The following is a 21,277-nucleotide window of genomic DNA, read 5'->3' as shown; positions in this document are numbered from 1 at the left end:
AAGTCGAAACACCTTGGGTGTTGCGAGTCACACTATCAGTTGTCCATGGACTGTCAATAGATTTTTTATGGAACTTCGATGGACTCCTCCTGATACCGTGCACCCAGCGCATATCGCTCCTTGCGGTTCGCGCCCGCGCCAGGTCGTCCGTCGAGGAACAGCGAAAGAGGACATGAGCCCCACCGACCCCCAGCCGTCCGGAGAGCCCGAATCGCTGGCGCCAGGACGGCGCTGGCACCTCGCGGAGAACGCCTACGAGGAGGGGCTCACCGCATTCGAGTTCGCGCTCCTGCAGGTGGAGAGCGGTTTCCAACGGTTCGCGGTCCAGGCGATCCGCGTCGCAGCGGACCTCGACCTGGGTTTCAACGAGGTGGTTGCGCTACACGTCGTTCGAATGCAGGAGCGGTCGAAGGACACCGCCACCATCGCGCAGCTGACCAATCGCGATGACCTGCCGAATCTGCAGTACAACTTGCGCAAGCTGGTCAGCATGGGACTTCTCGAGCGCACCAAGTCCGGCGCCGCGTCCGTCTTCACGGTGACCGCGAAGGGCCGCGAGATCACCGACCGCTATGCGCAGTTGCGCCGCCAGACCCTGGTGTCCAATCTCGAGGAACTGAGCGACATCACGACCAAGATGCACCACGCGGTCCGGTCGATGCAGGTGCTCACCGGTCTCTACGAGGCGGCCAGCCGCGAGCTCGCCACCATCAACACCGCGGTTCTGTTCGAGCCATTGCCCGACGACGAGACCGCAGGCTGAAGCCGCTGCTCAGCCGGCGAACACCGCCGGACAGAGCCGCCCGCGATCCAAGCGGACCCGGTCCTGGCCCGACTCGCCTTCAGGACAGGAAGCGCTCGATCGCGTCCCGCACGGCCAGCGCCTTCTCGCCGTACTCCCGATAGAGATCCGCGGTCAGGCGTGAGGCGGGACCGGAGACGCTGAAACAGCCGCGCACGGCTCCACCTCGCCCGCGCAGGGCGACCGCGACGGCGGCGATCCCGTCGTGCAGTCCCTGATCGGTCACCGCGTACCCGCGGCTTCGGATATCGGCGATCTCCCGGCGGAGCACCGCCGGATCGGTCACCGTGCGATCGGTCAGCTGAGCGAGTTCGGTCGACAGGAACTCCTCGACCTGGGTGTCCGGAAGCGATGCGAGGTAGGCCTTGCCCGTGGACGCCGCATGCAGAGGAAGCCGGGTTCCCAACGGAAGGAACGCCCGAAGCTGGTGCGCGCTGTCGAGGCGCTCGATCAGCACCAGCTCGCTTCCGTCCGGAACCGCCAAGTGGACGGTCTCACCGGTCGCGACCTGCAACCGGCTCAGCTCGGGGAGCGCCACGTCGCGCAGGTCGTCGCCGGCCGACATCGCACTGCCCACACTGAAGGCGCGGCCGGTGATCACCCACCGTCCCGCGTCGTTCGTCGCGGGCCGCAACCAGCCTGCGTCGGCCAGGGTCTTGAGGCATCGCTGAACCGTGCTCTTGGGCACGTCGAGGCGCTTGCTCAGCTCCGACAGCCCGACGGGCTGCGCGGCCGCGACCTCCTCGAACACCCGGATCGCGGTGAGAACACTGTTCATTCAAGACCTTTCACACGCGTCGGTTGACTGCGAGCACCACGGGCTATACGTTAGCCGGACCACAATGTAGCACATCGGTCCACTATGCGGACCGATATGACCGAGACCGTCCGGTAAGGACTTCAGAAGGGACCTTCACCGATGACCACCCTCATACCCGGGCCGCTGCTGACATCTCTCGATCCCGGCAACGGCGCCGAGGATCGCTGCGCCGTCCGTGTCGGAGACGACGCACTCACCAGGTCCGAACTGATCGCAGCGGCATCCGCCGTGGCAGACGAAATCACCGGCGCCACAAGAGTTGCCATCGACGCCACGGCGAGCATCGAGACAGTGATTGCGACGACCGCGTGCCTGATGACGGGTGTGACCGCGGTACCGGTGCCACCGGACTCGGGTCCGGCCGAACGGAACCACATCCTGAAAGATTCGAACGCGCAGTTGTGGCTCGGCGCCGAGCGCTCGGACGTCACCCTCCCCCTCGTCCCGGTCGACGCGCGTGCTCGATCCGGATCGACGCACCTCGAGCCCGATCCCGGAACCGCCGCGATGATCATGTACACCTCGGGCACCACCGGGGCCCCGAAGGGTGTCGTGCTCTCTCGCTCGGCAGTGGCGGCGGGGCTTGACGGACTGGCCGAGGCCTGGGACTGGGGGCCCCACGACACCCTCGTTCACGGGCTTCCACTGTTCCACGTGCACGGACTCATCCTCGGCGTCGTGGGCGCGCTCCGACACGGCTCACCGCTCGTGCACACCGTGCGACCCACACCGGAAGGATATGCGGCAGCTGGCGGTTCGTTGTACTTCGGCGTTCCCACCGTGTGGTCCCGGGTGTGCGCCGACGAGTCTGCCGCCCGTGCCCTCGGCTCTGCCCGACTCCTCGTCTCGGGCAGCGCTCCCCTGCCAGTGCCCGTCTTCGAGCGCATGTTGTCGCTCACCGGATCCGCTCCGGTCGAGCGCTACGGAATGAGCGAGACCATCATCACGCTCAGCACACGGTTCGACGGCGAGAGGCGACCCGGCTGGGTGGGACTCCCGATCGGGGGCGTGGCGAGCCGGCTGCGAGATCAGGCGGGCAACCCGGTACCGAACGACGGAGAAACCCTTGGGCAGTTGGAGATCACGGGTCCGACCCTCTTCGACGGATACCTGGACAACCCCGAGAAGACCGCAGAGTCGATGACCGACGACGGGTGGTTCAAGACAGGGGACATCGCCGTCGTCGACGAGCAGGGCTTCCACCGCATCGTCGGGCGGGAGTCGATCGACATGATCAAGTCGGGCGGCTACCGGATCGGTGCGGGGGAGGTCGAGCAGGCACTGCTGAATCATCCCGGCATCAGCGAGGCCGCAGTCGTCGGCGTACCGGACGACGACCTCGGACAGCGGATCGTTGCGTACGTCGTCGGCGACTGCCACGACCATCGCGAGCTGTCGAACTTCGTCGCACAGACACTGTCGATCCACAAACGCCCACGCGAGATTCGCGTCGTGGACGTCCTGCCGCGCAACGCAATGGGCAAGGTCCAGAAGAAGCTGCTCGTCGAGGACGTCCAGGCGGGTCGATGACCACGCCGGCGTGTCCCGGCCGGATCAGGATCGCCATCGATCAGGACGTTGCGGTCCTCACGATCGACCATCCCCGCCGATGCAACGCACTGACCGGGCAGATGCTCTCCGAGTTGACGAACGCTCTGGCGTGTCTGGCCGATGATCCCGCGGTGTCCGTGCTCGTCGTGACCGGTTCCGGGCCCCATTTCTGTGCCGGAATGGACATTCGCGAGCTGAGGTCGGCAAGGAGATCCGGAATTCGGATGGAAGACCGGGTCACCGATGCGGAAGAGACTCTGGCGGCCTTCCCCAAACCGACGGTCGCGGTCGTCTCCGGCTACTGCATCGGCGGCGGCGCACAGCTCGCATTGGCGTGCGACATACGCATCGCTGCGGAGGACGCCGAGTTCGCGGTGACACCGGCAAGGCTCGGCGTGATCTACCCGCCCCGGACGATCACGAGATTGGTCCGCACGCTCGGGCCCGCCACCGCCAAACGCTTGGTGATCACCGGCGACCGAGTGGATTCCGCGACCGCGCTGCGGGTGGGACTGATCTCGGAAGTCGTGCCCGGAGAATTTCTCCGTTCGCGCGCGGCCGCGCTGGCAGCCACGATCGCAACTCGGTCCTCGATCACCCAGCGGGCGGCCAAGGAGATGATCGACGCCGCGGCAGCCGAGGGAATCGAGCCCGAACTCGAACACCGCTGGGCCAGTGTCCGCAACCCCGATCTCCACATCGGTCTCGACGCCTTTCTCACCGGCAGCACCCCACAGTTCACGAGGTCCGCGGCGGCGCCCTGATCGTCCGCCTCCTCAAGATGTAAGGCAGCCAACGAAAGACCCCCGGTGTCGCGGCGGAGGAGGGTGCGCGACACCGGGGGTCTTCGTGCACTCGGCCCCGAACCGTCGGAGCACCGACGGTCCTACCCCTGAGGCCGAGGGGTCTAGGTGGCCTTGCCCGCCACCGCTCGTTCCGTGATCGACTCCGCTGCCGCGGAGACGTCGTCGGCATCGGTGGTGACGACCGCGCCGCCGAACTCCGGCGCCTCGATCGAGTAGGCCGACTCCCCGTGGACGGCGACGTCGAGTCCGTCGCGCTCGATGTCGTGATGGACGCGCAGGCCGGTGGCCTTGTCCATCCCCTTGGCGATCAGCCAGGTGACGATGAAGGAGTACGCGAGGACCGCAACGACGGCCACCGTCTGCTTACCGAGCAGGCCGAATCCGCCGCCGTAGAACAGGCCCGCGACGCCGTTGGGCGCGGCCTCGGTCGCGAGGAAGCCGATCAGCAGGGTGCCGAGGATGCCACCGACGAGGTGGATGCCGACGACGTCGAGGGCGTCGTCGTAGCCGAGTCGGTACTTCAGCGAGATCGCCACGCAGCACACGGCTCCGGCGAGGCCACCGATGACCAGCGCCCCGATCGGGGAGACCGCCCCGCACGCCGGCGTGATCGCCACGAGGGCCGCGATCAGGCCGGACGCCGCACCGAGGGTGGTGGAGCGCCCCTCCCGGATCCGCTCGACGAGCAGCCATGCGCAGATGCCCGCGCAGGCGGCGGCGAGGGTGTTGAGCACCACGACCGATGCGCTGTTGTTCGCGGCGAGCGCGGAGCCACCGTTGAACCCGAGCCAGCCGAACAGCAGGATGCCTGCGCCGAGCATGGTCAGCGGAAGGCTGTGCGGGCGAGGAGGATTGGTGAAGTTGTGCCGCTTGCCGAGCACCAGGATCAGCGCCAGGGCGGCGATGCCGGCGTTGATGTGCACGGCGGTGCCGCCGGCGAAGTCGACCGCCCCGAGCGTGTTGGCGATCCAGCCGCCGACGACGGTGCCGTCCTCGTTGTCGAACGCGAACACCCAGTGCGCCACCGGGAAGTACACCAGCACAACCCAGATCGCGGTGAAGCCCATCCAGGCACCGAACTTGAGCCGGTCCGCCACCGCACCGGAGATGAGGGCCACGGTGATGCCCGCGAAGAGCAACTGGAACGCCGCGACCAGGGCGGGCGGCAGGCCCGGTTCCGCGGGCGCCTCGAGCAGTTGCCCGAGTCCCATGTATTCGAGCGGGTCACCGAGCAGCCCGGCACCGCCGAGCGAGTTGCCGAGCACCGCCGAGTAGCCGAACAGCACCCACAGCACCCCGACCACGGCGAAGGCGCCGAAGGTCATCATCATCATGTTGAGGGTGCTGCGGACGCTGACCATGCCGCCGTAGAAGAGTGCCAGTCCCGGCACCATCAGCGTCACCAGTCCGGCGGCGGCGAGTATCCAGGCGGTGTCGGCCGCGGCCATAGCCTGATCCATGCGGTCCACCTTTTCGTCCGAAGGGGCCACCGCGCGATCGGCGGTGGTGCGACGCCCGTTTGATACGAGGAATCGTCGTCACCCGAGAGTGGACTGCAGGCTCACCGGTCGCAACCGGGGCGTGTGAACTCTGGGTAAAGGCAATTCCCAAGCAGCGCAATGAAAGACAACGAACCATGGGATCAACACGGCTGTAACACGACCGTCACGCACACGCCGCCGCCGGGAGTGTCAGCTCACCCCGCCATCGCCCGGACGGCGGCGACCGCTCCCCCGTCGACGAGCAGGTCGGCGCCGGTGACGAACCCGGCCTGCGGGGACAACAGGAACGCGGCCGCGGCCGCGATGTCGTCCGGTGTCCCAACCCGTTTCGTGGCGGACATGCCCACCATCGCACGCATCGACTCGCCACTCGCGCCGTCGAGCTCCTGCCGCCCCATCGACGTGGAGATCACCCCCGGGCTGATGGAGTTGACCCGCGCGCCGCGCCCACCCCAGGCACCCGCCGCCGCCTGCACTCGCAGAATGTTCGCCCGCTTGGCCCACACGTACGCCACCGTCGGGAGGCCGATGGCCTCGGGACTCAGGAACGGCAGGTCCAGCAACTCGGCGGTCGGCGTCGCGGCCAGCGCGCGCTCCTGCTCGGCGGGGAATCCGCCGGGCATCATGTGACCCGCCATGCTCGCGATCACCACACCGGCACCGCCCGGCGCGACGACCCGCGCGAACTCGTCGAGGGTGTGCGCGACGCCGAGCAGGTCGACCCGCAGGACGGCCTCCGTCGACGCCTGCTCGGGCGACAGTCCCGCCGTGTGCACCACGTGGACGACTCGACCCAGCTCGTCCGCTGCGTCAGCGAGCGACGCCACCGACGCCGCGTCGGACACGTCGACCACCCGGGTCCTGACGTCGTGCCCCTCGCCACGCAGCTGTTCGGCGGCGGCACCGAGCACGGATTCGGCGAAATCCGCGAGCAGGACCACCCGGCCGCTGCCCACACGCCGGGCGATTGCCAACCCCATGCCGCCCACGCCGATGATGACCGAAACGTCCTTCTCCATTTGCTGTCCTTTCATTCTTCAAATTCGACAATCACAATCTCCATCGAAGCGCAGTCTTCGTCAACGGGCGCACGCCAGGCTCGGCGCACGCGCTTGACACGCGAGGGTGAACAGCGTTCACTGGCTCGGCGGTGAACGCTGTTCACCCCACAGGGGAACGTTTGGAGAACGCGATGGAGAGTGCCGTGACCACCACACCGAAAGCCGCGACATCGAGCGGTGCGGTCACGTTCCTGCTGAGCCTGGCCGGTCTCGTCGTGGCGCTGCAGACGACACTGGTCGTTCCACTGCTCCCCGATTTCCCGGAGATCCTCGACGTCACCAACGGCGACGCCACGTGGCTGGTCACCATCACATTGCTGACCGGAGCAGTGGCCACGCCCATCGTCTCCCGCATGGCCGACATGTTCGGCAAGCGGCGGATGATGGTGCTGTCGCTGACGATGATGGTGGCGGGATCGCTGATCGCCGCGATCGGCGGAACCTACCTGGCGGTGCTGATCGGGCGCGCTCTGCAAGGCTTTTCGTCGTCGCTCATCCCGGTGGCGATGGCCGTGCTGCGCGACGTGCTGCCGCGGGAGAAGGTGGCCGGTGCCGCGGCGATGATCAGCGCGACAATGGGAATCGGCGGCGCACTCGGACTTCCCGCCGCCGGCGTCCTGTACGACCACTTCGGCTGGACGTCGGTCTTCTGGGTCTCGGGCGTCGTCGGATGTGCGCTCCTGCTGGGCATCCTCGTGCTCGTCCCGGCCTCCGTGTCGGGCACCCGGGCCCGGTTCGACGTGATCGGCGCGATCCTGCTGTCCCTCGCCCTGACGGCGTTGCTGCTCGGGATCTCGAAGGGCCCGGCGTGGGGATGGTCGAGCCCGCAGACTCTCGCGAGCCTGGCCGCCGCAGCCCTCATCGTCGCCCTCTGGGTCCCCTACGAGCTCCGCGTGACCGCCCCGATGGTGAACCTGCGGATCTCCGCGCACCGGCCCGTGCTGCTCACCAACGTCGCAGGCCTGTTCGTCGGGTTCTCGTCGTACGCGAACACCCTGTCCACCACGCAGCAGCTGCAGCTGCCGGAGATCACCGGCTTCGGGTTCGGACTCAGCGCGGCCACCGCGGGCCTGTGCATGGTGCCGGGCGGTATCGCCATGCTCCTGTTCTCTCCGCTCTCGGCGAGGATGACCGCGCGGTTCGGTGGCCGCAGCACGCTCGTCCTCGCCTGCCTCGTGATGACCGCGGCCTACGCCTTCCGCATGGCCTTCGACAGCACCGTCACGCTGATCATCGTCGGCAGCGTCCTCGTGAGCATCGGCAACGCGATGGCGTACGCCACGATGCCCGCCCTGATCATGGGATCCGTCCCGCTGAACGAAACCGCAGCCGCGAACGGTCTCAACAGCCTCCTGCGGACGATCGGGTCGTCGAGCATGAGTGCGGTCGTCGCCGCACTGCTGACCGGCATCACCGTCGAGGTGGCCGGGCGGACCTTCCCCGGGCACAGCGCCTTCACCGCCATGTTCGCGATCGCGGGCACCGCGACCCTGTTGGCTACGCTGGCTGCCGTGTTCCTTCCGAAGCCGTCCGTCCCCCGGGTCGAACCGTGGGCCGCCGACGAACCTTCGGCCGAGGCCACCAGCCCGACGAAGATCTGACCGCCCCGACACGACGAGGACTGCCGCATGAGCGAGAGGACCACCCGCGACGTCATCATCGACGCCGCGCGGAGGTTGTTCGCCGAACGCGGATTCACCCTGACGACCATCCGGGATGTCGCCGACGCCGCCGACGTCTCGCCGGCCCTGGTCATGAAGTTGACCGGCAGCAAGGCCGAACTGTTCCAGGCGGCCGCACCGGAGGCGCCGAGGGTCGAGGAACTCGACCACCCGTCCGAGCCGCTGGGATGCCGCATGGTGCGAGCTCTCGTCGAACGGCGGGACTCGGGGGATTTCGAGTACTGGGCGATAGCGCCGTTCATCCTCCAGGAAGCTCCGGACCGCGAGGTCGCGCGCGCGAAGATGATGGCCGGATTCGTCCCGAGGATCGCCGCCGCGATCGGTGACGACTCGGCGGGACAGGTGCGCGCCCGACTCATCGTCACCCTCATGCTCGGCCTCGCCAGCGGATTGCGCACCTTCGAAATCGTGACGCCCGATGTGATCGACAGCCGCAGTCTGATCGAGACCTACGGTGCACTCGTGCAGAACGTCATCGACAACGACACGTTGTGATCGTCCGTCGGACATCGCCGCCACCGCAGAGCCGACGACGAATACCGGACGACGCGTAATCTTCTCCCATGTCGTGTCCCGGCTTTCCGTTCACCCTCTCGCAAACTTGACGTGAGAGAACGACGCGAACAGTCAGCACGAGAGAAGGAACCCCCGGCGTTGCACCTGCAGTCACCAGCGGACCGCTTCCAGCAGATCCCGGCCGAGTACCTCCGGTCGCCGTTCGCCGCCGCGCCCCGCACCCTCGTCGACATCCTCACCGCCACCGCCGACGCGCATCCCGACGCACCCGCGATCGACGACGGCGACACCACGCTGACGTACGCGGAGCTGCGGGACGAGGTCGAGCGGGGCGCGCAGTGGCTCGGGGACCTCGGGGTCGGCGCCGGCGACCGGGTGGGCATCCGGATGCCGTCGGGCTCGCAGTCGCTGTACACGGCGATCCTGTCCGTTCTCGCCGCGGGCGCGGCCTACGTGCCGGTCGACGCCGACGACCCGGACGAGCGCGCCGAGCTGGTGTTCGGGGAGGCGCAGGTCGCAGCGATCCTGACCGGCCGCGGCGTCGAGGCCGGCACCGCCCCGGCCCGCGAGAACACGCCGCGCCCGCCGACCCTCGACGACGACGCCTGGATCATCTTCACCTCCGGTTCCACCGGCACCCCGAAGGGGGTCGCGGTCAGTCACCGCAGTGCCGCCGCGTTCGTCGACGCCGAGGCGCGGATGTTCCTGCCCGACGACCCGATCGGCCCCGGCGACCGCGTCCTCGCGGGACTGTCGGTCGCGTTCGACGCGTCCTGCGAGGAGATGTGGCTGGCCTGGCGGCACGGGGCCTGCCTGGTGCCCGCGCCCCGCGCCCTGGTGCGCAGCGGCATGGACCTCGGGCCGTGGCTGGTGTCACGGGCCGTCACCGTCGTCTCCACCGTCCCCACGCTCGCCGCGCTGTGGCCCGCCGAGGCCCTCGAAGAGGTGCGCCTGCTGATCTTCGGCGGCGAGGCCTGCCCACCCGAGCTCGCCGAACGGCTCGCCGTCGACGGCCGCGAGGTGTGGAACACCTACGGGCCCACCGAGGCCACCGTCGTCGCCTGCGCCGCGCAGATGGACGGCAAGTCGCCGGTGCGCATCGGGCTGCCACTCGACGGCTGGGACCTGGCCGTCGTCGACGGCGACGACAACCCGGTCGAGACCGGCGGGGTCGGCGAACTGGTCATCGGCGGCGTCGGGCTCGCCCGCTACCTGGACCCCGCGAAGGACGCCGAGAAGTACGCGCCGATGCCCTCGCTCGGCTGGGACCGCGCCTACCGCAGCGGCGACCTCGTGCGGCTCGAACCGGGCGGCCTGCTCTTCCAGGGCCGCGCCGACGACCAGGTCAAGATCGGCGGCCGCCGCATCGAACTCGGCGAGGTGGACAACGCGCTGCAGAACCTGCCCGGCGTCGCCGGTGCCGCCGCCGCGGTCCGTACGACCGCCTCCGGGCACGCGATCCTCGTCGGGTACCTGGCCAGCACCGACCCCGACTTCGACCTCGCCGCCGCACGCGCCCACCTCGCCGAGCAGCTGCCCGCGGCCCTGGTGCCTCGGCTCGCACTGGTGCCCGAACTGCCGACCCGCACCTCGGGGAAGGTGGATCGGGCGGCGCTGCCGTGGCCGCTGCCCGGCGCCGCGCCGGAGGACGCGGCCACCGGGGCGGGTCTCGACGGCACCGCCGGGTGGGTGGCCGGGCTGTGGGCGTCGATCCTCGGCGCGCAGATCACCGGCCCCGACGACGACTTCTTCGCCGCCGGCGGCGGCTCGCTGGCGGCGGCACAACTGGTGACGGCGCTGCGCGAGCGGTTCCCCGAGGTCACCGTCGCCGAACTGTACGACCACCCGCGGCTCGGGTCGCTCGCCGAGCATCTCGACTCCCTCGCCCCCGCCGAGGTCACCGAACCGCGGCACGTCGAGCCGACCCCCCGTTCCGCACAGTGGCGGCAGATCCTGTGGACCGTCCCGCTCACCACACTGACCGGACTGCAGTGGGTGACCTGGCTGGCCCTGGTGAACAACGTGCTCGCCTGGTTCACGGACGTGCCGTGGGCGCCGGCCCTCTCCTGGTGGTGGGTGCTGCTCGGGGTGCTGCTGTTCATCACCCCGCTGGGCCGGATGGGCATCGCGGTCACCGGTTGCCGGGTCCTGCTGCGCGGTCTGCAACCGGGCACCTACCCGCGCGGCGGACCCGAACACCTGCGACTGTGGGTCGCGCACCGGCTCACCGAGGCCAGCGGCGCCGCGAACCTGTCCGGGGCGCCGTGGATGATCTACTACGCCCGCGCGCTCGGCGCGAAGGTCGGACGCGGCGTCGACCTGCACACCCTGCCCCCGGTGACCGGGATGCTCGAACTCGGCGAGGGCTGCTCCGTCGAACCCGAGGTGGACCTGTCCGGGCACTGGATCGACGGCGACGTCGTCCACATCGGCGGCATCCGGATCGGCGCCGGTGCCGCCGTCGGCGCCCGGTCGACGCTGCTGCCCGGCGCCCGGATCGGCAAGAACGCCGAAATCGCCCCCGGTTCCGCGGTGATCGGGCGCGTCAAGGCCGGGCAGAGCTGGGCCGGTTCCCCGGCCGTCAAGGTCGGCAAGGCCGTGCATCCGTGGCCCGCCCAGCGTCCCCGCCGCGCCACCCACTGGGTACCCGTGTACGGCCTGACGTCCCTGTTCATCGCCTCACTGCCGATCGTCGCCCTCGCCGCGGGTATCGCGCTGATCGGCTGGGGTGTCCACGACACCGCCGACCTCGGCGCCGCGATCCCCCGCGCGCTGGCGTGGCTGCCGGTCGCGACGCTGCTGGCGCTGCTCGTGTTCGCGGTACTGACCGCGGTCGCGGTCCGAGCCCTCGGCGTCGGCCTCACCGAGGGCTACCACCCGGTGCGCAGTCGGGTCGGCTGGCAGGTGTGGGCCACCGAGCGTCTGCTCGACTCGGCCCGCACCTTCCTGTTCCCGCTCTACGCGAGCCTGCTCACGCCGATCTGGCTGCGGCTGCTCGGGGCGAGGATCGGCAAGAACGTCGAGGCGTCGACCGTGCTGCTGCTGCCGAAGTTCACCACCGTCGCGGACGGGGCGTTCCTCGCCGACGACACGATGGTCGCGTCCTACGAACTCGGCGGCGGGTGGCTGCACATCCAGGAGGCGAAGGTCGGCAAGCGCGCCTTCCTCGGCAACTCCGGGATGGCCGGGCCCGGTCGACGGGTCCCGAAGAACGGCCTCGTGGCGGTGCTGTCCGCGGCACCGAGCAAGGCGAAGTCCGGGTCGTCGTGGCTCGGCAGCCCACCGGTGAAGCTGCGGCGCGCGGCCAGTGACGGCGACGCCGAACGCACCTTCGCGCCGCCCACCCGGCTCAAGGTCGCGCGCGCGGTCGTCGAGACCTGCCGGTTGCTGCCGGTGATGATCACGTTCGGTATCGGACTCGGCGTGCTGTTCGCGTTGCAGGCCCTCGCCGGCGCGGTCGGGTTCTGGGCGGCGGCGCTGCTCAGCGGGGTCGTGCTGCTGGTCGCTGGCGCCGTCGCCGGCCTGATCTCGATCGTCGCGAAGTGGGTCACGGTCGGCCGGATCGGCCGCACCGAACACCCGCTGTGGAGTTCGTTCGTGTGGCGCAACGAGGTGTCGGACGCGTTCGTCGAGACCGTCGCCGCCCCCTGGTTCGCGCGCGCCGCCACCGGCACCGCGGTGCTGAACGTGTGGCTGCGCGGGATGGGCGCGTCGATCGGCCGCGGCGTCTGGTGCGAGTCGTACTGGCTGCCCGAAGCCGATCTGGTGACCCTCGCCGACGGCGCCACCGTCGAACGCGGCTGCGTTGTGCAGACCCACCTGTTCCATGATCGGATCATGGCCATGGACACCGTCACCCTCGGCGCAGGCGCGACACTCGGTCCGCACTGCGTCGCACTGCCCGCATCCGGTATCGGCGACGGCGCCACCGTCGGACCGGCGTCGCTGGTGATGCGTGGCGACGTGGTGCCGCCGAACACCCGCTGGCAGGGCAACCCGATCGGCCCATGGAACTGAAGGGGTTGCGGCACATGGTCAAACCGGGCAAGTTCTATGAGCAGCCGATCGACCCCTACCTGCCCGACGTCGGCAACCGCGGGTACCGGGTGTCGCGGTACGACCTCGAGCTGACGTACAAGGTCGCCAGCAACCGACTGGCCGGGAAGGCGACGATCACCGCCGCCGCCACGGACACACGCGGCAAGTTCGCGTTCGACCTGTCACAGGCGCTGGCCGTGTCGAAGGTGTCCGTGAACGGTTCCCGCGCAGCGAAGTACACCCACCAGCGCGGCAAGCTGACCGTCACGCCCACGCAGAAGATCCCGGCCGGCGGCGCCCTGTCGGTGACCGTGCAGTACGCCGGTACGCCGAAACCGGTCCGCGGGCCGTGGGGCGAGGTCGGGTGGGAGGAACTGACCGAGGGCGCGATCGTGGCGAGCCAACCGAACGGTGCGGCGTCGTGGTTCCCGTGCGACGACCACCCGAGTTCCAAGGCCAGCTACCGGATCGCGATCACGACCGACTCGCCGTACTACGTGGTCGCGAACGGGGTTCTGGCGCGCAAGCAGACCCGCGCCAGCCAGACCACCTGGGTGTACGAGCAGAGCGAGCCGATGGCGAGTTACCTGGCGACCATCCAGATCGGGCCGTACCAGCGCAGGCGGGTGGCGGACACCGTGCCCGTCCCGATGTACGCGGTGCTGCCGCAGCGCCTGCGCACGCCCTTCGACCACGACTTCGGCCGCCAGCCGAAGATGATGGAGACCTTCATCGATCTGTTCGGCCCGTACCCGTTCGCCGACTACACCGTCGTCGTGACCGACGATGAACTGGAAATCCCCATTGAGGCACAGGGAATTTCGGTTTTCGGTGCGAACCACTGCGACGGACGGCGCGGGTCCGAGCGGCTCGTCGCGCACGAACTGGCGCACCAGTGGTTCGGCAACAGCCTCACCCTCGCGGCGTGGCGGGACATCTGGCTGCACGAGGGTTTCGCCTGCTACGCGGAATGGTTGTGGTCGGAGAACTCCGACGGGCCGTCCGCCCAGGAGATCGCGGCACAGGTGCACCGGATCCAATCGGGGCTGCCGTACGACCTGACCCTCGGCGACCCCGGTCCGGCGCTGATGTTCGACGATCGGGTCTACAAGCGGGGCGCGTTGACACTGCACGCGCTGCGCACCGAACTCGGCGACGACAACTTCTTCGACCTGCTCCGGCAGTGGACCGCCAAACATCGGCACGGCAGCGTCACCACCGAGGAGTTCACCGACCTCGCCGCGCACTTCACCGACCGGTCGCTGCGCCCGCTGTGGGACCGCTGGCTGTTCGACAGGAAGCTGCCGCCACTGTGAGTGAATTCCGCCCCATCCGGGGTGAAGTTCACCGACGGTGCGGCTACGCCGCGCGGACGAAGTAGGGGTAACGCTCGCCGGGTTCCTCGTGCGCGAAGCGGACCCGGACCGGTTCTGCGGAGCGATCCGGCGGCACGCCCTCGATCCACGCGTAGGTCCACGGGCCGTCGTCGAGTTCGACGATCGCGATGGTGCACTCGACGTAGCCGATGGGCACGTCGCGTCGCGTCGCGCAGTGGACGACGGTGCAGGAGACGATCGACCCGGCGCCGCAGGAGGGCACCCAGGTCAGGTCGGTGCACCCGCAGTGCGAACACGTCGCTGTATCGGGGGCGAGGAGGGTCGTACAGTCGTCGCAGCTGCGGATCATCAACGCAGTCTCGACCGGCGGAAGCGGGTGTTCGAGCATCGGATGTACCTCGGCTTGAAGCGCTGGAACTGTCAAGCACCACCATCCCCGGCGGCAACCCGACGCACGACGGTCGAACTACCCGGTGCCATACCTGTTTTTCGGCGCCACCGTACCCGTATCCCCCGTCGACACCCACCCCGACGGCGGAGTTTCACCAGGTCACGTGCCATACCCGGATTTCTGTTGGGCCACCCAGGCGGCGATCTGGCTGCGTGAACCGAAGCCGAGTTTGGTCAGGACGTGTTCGACGTGCCCCTCGGCGGTGCGGCGCGAGATGACCAGGGTCTCGGCGATTGCCCGGTTGGTCAGGCCCTGCGCGACGAGGTCCGCGACCTGCCGTTCCCGCCGCGTCAGGACGCTCACCTCCGGCACCGGATCGACGGGAAGCTCGCCGAGTGCGTGGGCGACGGAGTCCTCGACGCTCGCCTCCGCGCCCCGCCGGAACGCGACGGCGAACGCCCGGTCCCCGAGTGCGCGACGGGTCCGATCCACGCACTGCTCGTGGAAACCCTGCAACGCCGGAACCGTGACGCCGCTGCTGCCGACCGCCTGCCACAGCGTCTGGGCCGCACCGAGCAGAACCGCGGCCCGGCCCGGATCGTTGTCCCGCTCGGCGATCCACGCCAGCGCCTCCACCGAGATCGCCGTCCCGACGATGTCGTCCGCCGCCCGGTCGAGTTGCAGCCCCTCTTCGAGCAGTGCCCGTGCCCGCACGTGGTCGGTCCGCACCAGCGCGAGTCCGAGGATGCACAACGAGTAGGACCGGTACAGGGTCTCCCCGGTGGCCTGTGTGACCACCAGCGCCGCCTCCTGGGACGCGGCGGCACCCTCGAAGTCCCCCAGAAGGGCCTGGGCAAGCGCAATGCCGAGCAGCGACGACACGTGCCGCAGCGGGTCCACGTCCACCGAGAAGTACGCCAGCGCGCGGTCGAAGAGTTCGAGGGCCCGCGGCAGATCACCCGCGAACACGCACAGATAGCCGTCGGCGTGGGCGAGCAGCGCGTCCAGACGTGGATCGTCGAGTCGGGCGACGACGGTGCGGGCCTCCGCGACCCGCGCCTGCCCCGCGATCACATCCCCCTGGTTGCCTGCCAGGATGACGTCCGCGCAGAGCGCCCTGGCCCGGGTGACGGTGGGCGCGCCGCCCTGGTGGTCGAGGGCCAGGTCGAGCCAGTGCCGCCCCTCCTTGATCTGGCCCCGAGACAGGCAGTAGGGGCTCATCGCGGTAGCGATCCGCAGCCCGGACTCCGCCTCCTCCGGCGCGGCGAGACAGTAGCGCATCGCCGCTCGCATGTTCGGCCGCTCGCGATGCAGGCGGGCCAGCCAGCCGAGCTGGCCCGGCCCGAGCCACTCGGCCTCGGCCCGCAGCACCAGCGCCTCGTACCAGTCCCGGTGCCGACGGGACAGCCGCGCGTCGTCCCCGGTCTCACGCAATCTCTCGCGGCCGTAGTCACGCAGGGTTTCCAGCATCCGGTAGCCGACCACCCCGTCGACCTCGTCGCGGTTGAGGATCGACTTGTCCACCAGTGACGCGATGAGGTCGAACAATTCGTCGGGACCGAGGTCGTCACCGCAGATCGCCTCGGCGGCGTCGAGTTCGAACCACCCGGAGAACACCGACAGCCGACTCCACACCTCCCGTTCCCGGGGGGTGCACAATTCGTGGCTCCAATCGATGCACAGGCGCAACGTCTGCTGCCGCGTCGGCGCACCCCGGCTCCCGACGTTGAGCAGGCGGTACCGGTCGGTGAGGCGTTGCAGGATCTGTTCGGCCGACAACGCCCGCAACCGAGCCGCGGCAAGCTCGATCGGCAACGGCAGTCCGTCGAGCCGCTGACAGATCCGGGTCACCGCTGCGCGGTTCTCGTCGGTCAGCCCGAAGCCCGGCACCGCCGCGCCGGCCCGCTCCTCGAACAGCGTCACCGCCTCGTAGCGGGTGGCGCCACGAATCTTCGCCGGTCGATCCGGGTCCGGGACACCGAGCGGCGGCACCCTCAGTACCGCCTCACCACCGACGCCGAGCGGTTCTCGGCTGGTGGCGACGATGCGCAGCTCCGGACAGCTCCGCAGCAACGAGCCCGCCAGGTCCGCGACCGTGTCGACCAGGTGTTCGCAGTTGTCGAGAATGAGCAGCAGGTGCCGGTCGCCGAGGTGCTCGGCCAGTGACGACGGCTGATGCGGCAGCACCTCGCGCATACCGAGCGCCGACGAGACGTTGTCCTCGACCATGTCCGGGGAGGACAACAGTCCCAGCTCGACCAGCCACACGCCGTCCGCGAAGGCCCGCCGCGAGTCCTCCGCGAGCCGCAACGCGAGCCGGGTCTTGCCGACCCCGCCGATTCCGGTGAACGTCACCAGTCGAGAGGTCGAGAGCAACCGCTTGGCCTCGCTCAACTCGTGGCGGCGGCCGACGAAACTGGTCAGTTCGTGGGGCAGGTTCCCAACCTTGCCCCTGACTGCGGGCGACATCGCGGCGTCACTCTCATTCTCCCGACCCCTGCCGCTACGGTACGCCCGTGGAACCGGTCACCGGTCGCCGTCGGATTGCGATCCGACGCCGATCTCCGAGGAGGCCGGAGAGGCCGGGTCCGCGGGATCGAAACGGCCTGCGGGCAGGTGCGCGCGACTGTTACCGAGCACCAGAATCACGCTCACCGCGGCCACCGCGGCACCGATCAGGAACAGCGCCGGGTAGCCGACCGCTCCGGGCCAGGTCTGCACGACCAACGCCAGCAGCGCGGGCACCGCGAACCCGATGTAGGTGATCGAGTAGAAGACGGCGGTCAGTCCCGCCAGGTCGTCGGGGCGGGCGATGCGCTGGATCTCCTGCAGTCCCGCGACCAGCGCCATGCCGTAGCCACAGCCGAGGATCGCGGCGGCCAGCAGCGCCAGCGGCACCGTCAGCCGGTCCGCGGCGACGGCGCCGAGCGTCATGCCGACCACCAGGATCGCCAACGCCACCACCACCGCGCGGGCACTGCGTGGGGTGTCGATGCGCCGCCCCAGCGCCTGGATGGCGAAGCCACAGCCCAGGGCAACCACGCAGAGCAGTGCGGAGAACCCGACCGGGCGCCCACCGCTGTGGTCGGCCATCAGCGACGGCATCACGGCGTACGCGCAGCTGGCCGCGCCGAACACCCACGGCGCGACGGGCACGACGACCAGCCAGAACCGGCGGTTCGCCGCGGCGGGGATCCTGAGGTCCTCGAGTAGCGGGGCCCGCAGCTCCTTCGGGGTCGCCGGCCGCGATTCGGGCGCCGCCACGAGGGCGGCCCCGGCACCGGCCGCGAGGGCGATGTGCACGACGTACGCCAGGGCGCTCGGCCACGGCGCCCACTGCGCGAGCACCCCCGCGACACCGGCGCCGATCGCGAACCCGGCGGTCAGGCTCATCGCGGCCCGCCGGGCGCCGGACCCTTCCCCCGCCCTGACGTCCCACGGCGGCACCGACAGTTCCTTGAGCCAGCTGCCGCCGACGGCCATGCCGAGCCCGAGGCCGACACCGCTGAGGACGCGACCGGCGACGAGCAGCGCGGCGCTGTCGGCGCCGACGGCAAGCACGATCGATCCGGCGGCCGCGACGAACGGCGCGGGCAGCATGACGGGGCGCCGGCCGAGCCGGTCCGACAGCGGTCCACCGATCAACAGTGCGGGCACGATCCCGAGCACGTACGCGAACAGGAAGCCGTCCACGACGACCGGCGAGTACCCGTGGTCGAGCCGGTACATCACAAGCAGCGGGGTGAATTCGTTGCCGCCCCACGCGACGGCGAACATCGCCGCCGAGACCAGCGCCCACGGCGCGATCCGGCGGCGTGACGATGCCGCCATGTCAACGCGGGTGTCGAGCCGGACGCTCATCGGGCCTCCTCCACGCCGGTGGTGAACGGCAGCCCGTGCACCTGCCGCATGTGGACGTCGACGGCGGCGGCGAACCCCGCGGCGTCGCCGGCCTCGATCAGGTCGGCGAGGCGGACGTGGTCGTCGATGACGGACTGCAGCTGCAGCGGATCGCGGGCCAGCGAACGCGCGGTCATCCGTCGCTGACGTTCCCGCAGGCCGATGTAGAAGGTGACGAGCAGCGGGTTCCCGCCTGCACGCACGATCAGTCCGTGGAAGTCGGCGTCGAGCCCGCTGAACTCGGCGACATCGCCGGCCGCCGCGGCGGCACGCTGCCGGTCGAGGTTGTCCCGCAGTGCGCGCACGAGGGCGGCGCGGGCGGCCGCGTCACGGGCGAGCACTGCCCGGGCGGCGTCGGACTCGACGAGCCGGCGTGCGGAGATCACGTGCTCGGCCTCTCCGTCGGCGACGGGCACGATCAGCGCACCGCGCTTCGGGTACAGCCGCATCCATCCTTCGGCCTCGAGCCGAAGGAACGCTTCCCGGACCGGGGTCCGGGAGGTTCCCATCTCGGCGGCGACCTCGCCCTCGCTGATCAGTTCGCCCCCGGGCAGGGATGCGGACAGGATCCGCTCCTTCACCTCGCGGTACACCTGCTCGGACGCCGAATACAACTTAGACACAAGATGTATTTATACGCTTCGCGAACGAGTTCCCCGACGGCGGGGTGGAATTTCTCAGCTCAGGGCACCCAGTACTTGCGCGCGAGCTGCTCGATCACCGGATCCCCCTCCGGGGCCCGATCGAGCGCGGCGAGATCGTCGTCGAGGGCGACCAGACGGGGGTCGTCGTCCTCGGCGCCCTCAGACGGAGAGCCTCCGTCCTCCGCGATCTGACGGAGCAGCTTTTCGCGGACGCGGTCGCGCAGCGTTTCGGCCATGCCTGAGCATGACCCCACCGGCCGCCGGTGTCGAGTCGGCAGACGCCGAGTCAGTCGTCGCGCTTGCCGAACACCTTGCGAGCCACCGGGATGAGCATGACCAGTGCACCTACGAGCACGATCAGGGAGAAGATCTGCATGGCCATCGGGCGAGCCTCCTTTGTCCGGTTCCTTGCGATCACGTCGGCGCGAGCACCGATCCCCATGGCGTGTTGCGAACCACCGTGAACACCGCGAGGGCAATCAGCACCGTCACCGAGGTACGGGCCGACAACACGATCATCCTCCCGTCCTCACCGCGCCGGCGGCGACGCACCCACCGGACCCAGGCGAGCACCAGCACCAGCACCAACGGCGCGACGAAGACGTTGCTCGACAGCGACGCCCACACCTCACCGTGGGTGAGATCGTGGACGGCCCGCAACCCACCGCACCCCGGGCACCACAGTCCGGTCAGCGCGTGGAAGGGGCAGAAGCCGTACGCACCCGGCCGGTGGGGGTCGCGCACGTACAGCAGTGCCGCGACCGCGAGCCCCGCGGCCGCGACCCCGACGGGCCCGGCCATGCGCTCTCGCGGACCGACCTGTGTGCTCACGCGGTACGGATCACCACCGACGAGACGAGCATGTCGTGCCAGCAGCGGCGCCGCGAATCCCACAGCGGCCACAGGAAGTTCAGGAAGCAGAGGTCACCGAGGATCCCGAGCAGCAACCAGCGCACGAACGCCATCCCGGCACCGAGCGGTCGCCCGTCCGCCTCCCGGACCACCGCGATGTCCAGCCACGACTTGCCCAGCGACTGCCCGGTGCGCCCCTGCCGGAAAACCATGTTCCACACCACAAGAGCCAGCGCGAGCAGGAAGCCGGCGGTCATGATCGCGATTCCGACTCCGCTGACGCCGGTCGTCTCGGAGGTGGTCCCGGTGTAGAAGTCACCGTTGTACGTCGTGGTTGTCGTCGAAGCGTCCTTGAACGCGATGAAGGCACCGATGCCCGCGATGATGTAGCCGACGAGCGGGACGACGATCCCGTCCAACAGGTACGCGCCGACGCGCGCCCACCACGACGCATACGGGTACACCGGCATCGGCGGCGCCGCGTACTGCTGTGGGTACCCCGGGGGCGGATAGCCCGGCTGTTGTGGATATCCCGGCTGCTGTGGGTAACCCGGCTGCTGTGGGTAACCCGGCTGTTGTGGATATCCCGGCTGCTGTGGGTAACCCGGCTGCTGCGGGTAACCCGGCTGCTGCGGGTAACCCGGCTGCTGCGGGTAACCCGGCTGCTGCGGAGATCCCGACTGGTCCGGCGGCGGGGGCTGGTTCGGTGGCCGGTTCGGGTCGGCGTCGGGATCGGTCATCGCACTACGTCCTTTCCGTCCAGGACAGGGTTACTGGAGAACCTAGCCTGATTATCTCGACGACGCCTCGACACGGTTGCTTGTCCGGTCCTGGTGCACGGGTTAGATTTCGCCCGAGCATGCCGCCGTTCGCGCGCTCTGGCCGCGGCAACCCCACACCGAAGGGGAGGAACCCTGAATGACGGACCAACCGACATTCGACAAGGCCGATCAGTTGAAGCAGGTCCAGCAGGACCTACTCGAGGGCGAGGTCGTCATCGCGGTCTACGACTGCACCGGCGCGGGCACCGGGTTTCTCGGGCTGACGAACCTGCGAGTGGTCATCCAGGACCGCAGCTTCGTCGGCAAGCGCACCGCGATCACGTCGATCCCGTACAAGAACATCCGGTCGGTCTCGTTGCTGAGCAACAAGTCCTGGGCCGGCCAGTTCTTCTCCTCCAGCAGCGTCGCGCTGACCGCCGGACCGGACACCTTCGAGGCCGACTTCCGCGGTACCGAGAAGGCACATCACGTGCACGCCGTGATCCTGGACCGAATCACCCGATAGCGGTTGGCGGTTGTGCACAGCCCCTGTGCACAACCGCGGCAAAACCCCTGAACAGATTTCCCCAACCCTGTGGAAAACCTGGGGACGG

Annotated in this window: 18 protein-coding genes; 8 read left to right on the top strand and 10 right to left on the bottom strand. The window is 69.5% G+C overall.

All coding sequences use genetic code 11. The annotated features are described in order from the left end of the window. Nucleotides 1-172: 172 nt before the first annotated feature. Nucleotides 173-763 (top strand): helix-turn-helix domain-containing protein, encoded by a 591-nt coding sequence (locus ACWEPG_RS15005; protein ID WP_450112418.1) that lies wholly within the window; start codon nucleotides 173-175, stop codon nucleotides 761-763. A 79-nt stretch (nucleotides 764-842) separates the two neighbouring features. Here ACWEPG_RS15005 and ACWEPG_RS15000 read toward each other — a convergent pair whose 3' ends face one another. Continuing rightward, nucleotides 843-1,580: an IclR family transcriptional regulator gene (locus ACWEPG_RS15000; RefSeq protein ID WP_450112419.1), complete on the bottom strand. Its 738-nt coding sequence runs from the start codon at nucleotides 1,578-1,580 to the stop codon at nucleotides 843-845. Between the two features lie 141 nt (nucleotides 1,581-1,721). On the opposite strand from ACWEPG_RS15000, the gene ACWEPG_RS14995 reads away from it, so the two are divergent. Both ACWEPG_RS14995 and ACWEPG_RS14990 read left to right on the top strand, forming a co-directional pair. Then, nucleotides 1,722-3,152, top strand: coding sequence for an acyl-CoA synthetase (locus ACWEPG_RS14995; protein WP_452594711.1), 1,431 nt, complete (start codon nucleotides 1,722-1,724; stop codon nucleotides 3,150-3,152). After that, nucleotides 3,149-3,937: an enoyl-CoA hydratase/isomerase family protein gene (locus tag ACWEPG_RS14990; protein ID WP_452594710.1), complete on the top strand. Its 789-nt coding sequence runs from the start codon at nucleotides 3,149-3,151 to the stop codon at nucleotides 3,935-3,937. Before ACWEPG_RS14995 ends, ACWEPG_RS14990 begins: the two co-directional genes overlap by 4 nt. Before the next feature lie 143 nt (nucleotides 3,938-4,080). Here the strand turns inward: ACWEPG_RS14990 and ACWEPG_RS14985 are convergent, their stop codons facing one another. Beyond that, nucleotides 4,081-5,439: an ammonium transporter gene (locus ACWEPG_RS14985; RefSeq protein WP_452594709.1), complete on the bottom strand. Its 1,359-nt coding sequence runs from the start codon at nucleotides 5,437-5,439 to the stop codon at nucleotides 4,081-4,083. 236 nt (nucleotides 5,440-5,675) lie between these two features. Then, nucleotides 5,676-6,500, bottom strand: a complete 825-nt coding sequence (locus ACWEPG_RS14980; protein ID WP_452594708.1) for an SDR family oxidoreductase — start codon at nucleotides 6,498-6,500, stop codon at nucleotides 5,676-5,678. A 185-nt stretch (nucleotides 6,501-6,685) separates the two neighbouring features. Between ACWEPG_RS14980 and ACWEPG_RS14975 the strand changes: the two genes are divergently transcribed. The 4 genes from ACWEPG_RS14975 (at nucleotide 6,686) to ACWEPG_RS14960 (ending at nucleotide 14,094) form a co-directional block, all read left to right on the top strand. Then, complete coding sequence (locus tag ACWEPG_RS14975; protein ID WP_452594707.1) at nucleotides 6,686-8,143, top strand: MFS transporter; 1,458 nt, start codon at nucleotides 6,686-6,688, stop codon at nucleotides 8,141-8,143. A 27-nt stretch (nucleotides 8,144-8,170) separates the two neighbouring features. Further along, nucleotides 8,171-8,719, top strand: coding sequence for a TetR/AcrR family transcriptional regulator (locus tag ACWEPG_RS14970; protein ID WP_452594706.1), 549 nt, complete (start codon nucleotides 8,171-8,173; stop codon nucleotides 8,717-8,719). Between the two features lie 159 nt (nucleotides 8,720-8,878). Further along, entirely contained in the window at nucleotides 8,879-12,757 is a 3,879-nt protein-coding gene (locus ACWEPG_RS14965) for a Pls/PosA family non-ribosomal peptide synthetase (protein ID WP_452594705.1), read from the top strand. Next, on the top strand, nucleotides 12,748-14,094 hold the full coding sequence (locus ACWEPG_RS14960; RefSeq protein ID WP_450112427.1) for a M1 family metallopeptidase: 1,347 nt from the start codon (nucleotides 12,748-12,750) through the stop codon (nucleotides 14,092-14,094). The genes ACWEPG_RS14965 and ACWEPG_RS14960 overlap by 10 nt, the downstream gene beginning before the upstream one ends. A 43-nt stretch (nucleotides 14,095-14,137) precedes the next feature. Here ACWEPG_RS14960 and ACWEPG_RS14955 read toward each other — a convergent pair whose 3' ends face one another. From ACWEPG_RS14955 to ACWEPG_RS14925, 7 genes are all read right to left on the bottom strand, one after another. Continuing rightward, nucleotides 14,138-14,503: a Zn-ribbon domain-containing OB-fold protein gene (locus tag ACWEPG_RS14955; protein WP_450112428.1), complete on the bottom strand. Its 366-nt coding sequence runs from the start codon at nucleotides 14,501-14,503 to the stop codon at nucleotides 14,138-14,140. A gap of 162 nt (nucleotides 14,504-14,665) precedes the next feature. Continuing rightward, nucleotides 14,666-16,975: an ATP-binding protein gene (locus ACWEPG_RS14950; RefSeq protein ID WP_452594704.1), complete on the bottom strand. Its 2,310-nt coding sequence runs from the start codon at nucleotides 16,973-16,975 to the stop codon at nucleotides 14,666-14,668. Nucleotides 16,976-17,032: 57 nt separating this feature from the next. Continuing rightward, a complete protein-coding gene (locus tag ACWEPG_RS14945; protein WP_450112461.1) occupies nucleotides 17,033-18,337 on the bottom strand; it encodes an MFS transporter in 1,305 nt (434 codons plus the stop codon). A 26-nt stretch (nucleotides 18,338-18,363) separates the two neighbouring features. Beyond that, nucleotides 18,364-19,029 (bottom strand): GntR family transcriptional regulator, encoded by a 666-nt coding sequence (locus ACWEPG_RS14940; RefSeq protein ID WP_450112430.1) that lies wholly within the window; start codon nucleotides 19,027-19,029, stop codon nucleotides 18,364-18,366. 59 nt (nucleotides 19,030-19,088) lie between these two features. Then, nucleotides 19,089-19,286 (bottom strand): hypothetical protein, encoded by a 198-nt coding sequence (locus tag ACWEPG_RS14935; RefSeq protein ID WP_450112431.1) that lies wholly within the window; start codon nucleotides 19,284-19,286, stop codon nucleotides 19,089-19,091. 178 nt (nucleotides 19,287-19,464) lie between these two features. Continuing rightward, complete coding sequence (locus ACWEPG_RS14930) at nucleotides 19,465-19,881, bottom strand: DUF2752 domain-containing protein (protein ID WP_452594703.1); 417 nt, start codon at nucleotides 19,879-19,881, stop codon at nucleotides 19,465-19,467. Beyond that, nucleotides 19,878-20,642, bottom strand: a complete 765-nt coding sequence (locus ACWEPG_RS14925; protein WP_452594702.1) for an RDD family protein — start codon at nucleotides 20,640-20,642, stop codon at nucleotides 19,878-19,880. Before ACWEPG_RS14925 ends, ACWEPG_RS14930 begins: the two co-directional genes overlap by 4 nt. Nucleotides 20,643-20,820: 178 nt before the next feature. Between ACWEPG_RS14925 and ACWEPG_RS14920 the strand changes: the two genes are divergently transcribed. Next, nucleotides 20,821-21,189: a PH domain-containing protein gene (locus tag ACWEPG_RS14920; RefSeq protein WP_450112434.1), complete on the top strand. Its 369-nt coding sequence runs from the start codon at nucleotides 20,821-20,823 to the stop codon at nucleotides 21,187-21,189. The last annotated feature ends 88 nt before the right edge of the window (nucleotides 21,190-21,277 follow it).

The organism is Rhodococcus sp. NPDC004095, assembly GCF_053604015.1.
This window is presented reverse-complemented; position numbering and strand designations above follow the sequence as displayed.

What these genes read in the sequence shown, in the direction of transcription:
- ACWEPG_RS14985 (WP_452594709.1), bottom strand. Translation starts at nt 5,439, where the DNA reads ATGGATCAGGCTATGGCCGCGGCCGACACCGCCTGGATACTCGCCGCC.
- ACWEPG_RS14935 (WP_450112431.1), bottom strand. Translation starts at nt 19,286, where the DNA reads ATGGCCGAAACGCTGCGCGACCGCGTCCGCGAAAAGCTGCTCCGTCAG.
- ACWEPG_RS14955 (WP_450112428.1), bottom strand. Translation starts at nt 14,503, where the DNA reads ATGCTCGAACACCCGCTTCCGCCGGTCGAGACTGCGTTGATGATCCGC.
- ACWEPG_RS14950 (WP_452594704.1), bottom strand. Translation starts at nt 16,975, where the DNA reads ATGTCGCCCGCAGTCAGGGGCAAGGTTGGGAACCTGCCCCACGAACTG.
- ACWEPG_RS15005 (WP_450112418.1), top strand. Translation starts at nt 173, where the DNA reads ATGAGCCCCACCGACCCCCAGCCGTCCGGAGAGCCCGAATCGCTGGCG.
- ACWEPG_RS14980 (WP_452594708.1), bottom strand. Translation starts at nt 6,500, where the DNA reads ATGGAGAAGGACGTTTCGGTCATCATCGGCGTGGGCGGCATGGGGTTG.
- ACWEPG_RS14920 (WP_450112434.1), top strand. Translation starts at nt 20,821, where the DNA reads ATGACGGACCAACCGACATTCGACAAGGCCGATCAGTTGAAGCAGGTC.
- ACWEPG_RS14925 (WP_452594702.1), bottom strand. Translation starts at nt 20,642, where the DNA reads ATGACCGATCCCGACGCCGACCCGAACCGGCCACCGAACCAGCCCCCG.
- ACWEPG_RS14990 (WP_452594710.1), top strand. Translation starts at nt 3,149, where the DNA reads ATGACCACGCCGGCGTGTCCCGGCCGGATCAGGATCGCCATCGATCAG.
- ACWEPG_RS14995 (WP_452594711.1), top strand. Translation starts at nt 1,722, where the DNA reads ATGACCACCCTCATACCCGGGCCGCTGCTGACATCTCTCGATCCCGGC.
- ACWEPG_RS14970 (WP_452594706.1), top strand. Translation starts at nt 8,171, where the DNA reads ATGAGCGAGAGGACCACCCGCGACGTCATCATCGACGCCGCGCGGAGG.
- ACWEPG_RS14945 (WP_450112461.1), bottom strand. Translation starts at nt 18,337, where the DNA reads ATGGCGGCATCGTCACGCCGCCGGATCGCGCCGTGGGCGCTGGTCTCG.
- ACWEPG_RS14960 (WP_450112427.1), top strand. Translation starts at nt 12,748, where the DNA reads ATGGAACTGAAGGGGTTGCGGCACATGGTCAAACCGGGCAAGTTCTAT.
- ACWEPG_RS15000 (WP_450112419.1), bottom strand. Translation starts at nt 1,580, where the DNA reads ATGAACAGTGTTCTCACCGCGATCCGGGTGTTCGAGGAGGTCGCGGCC.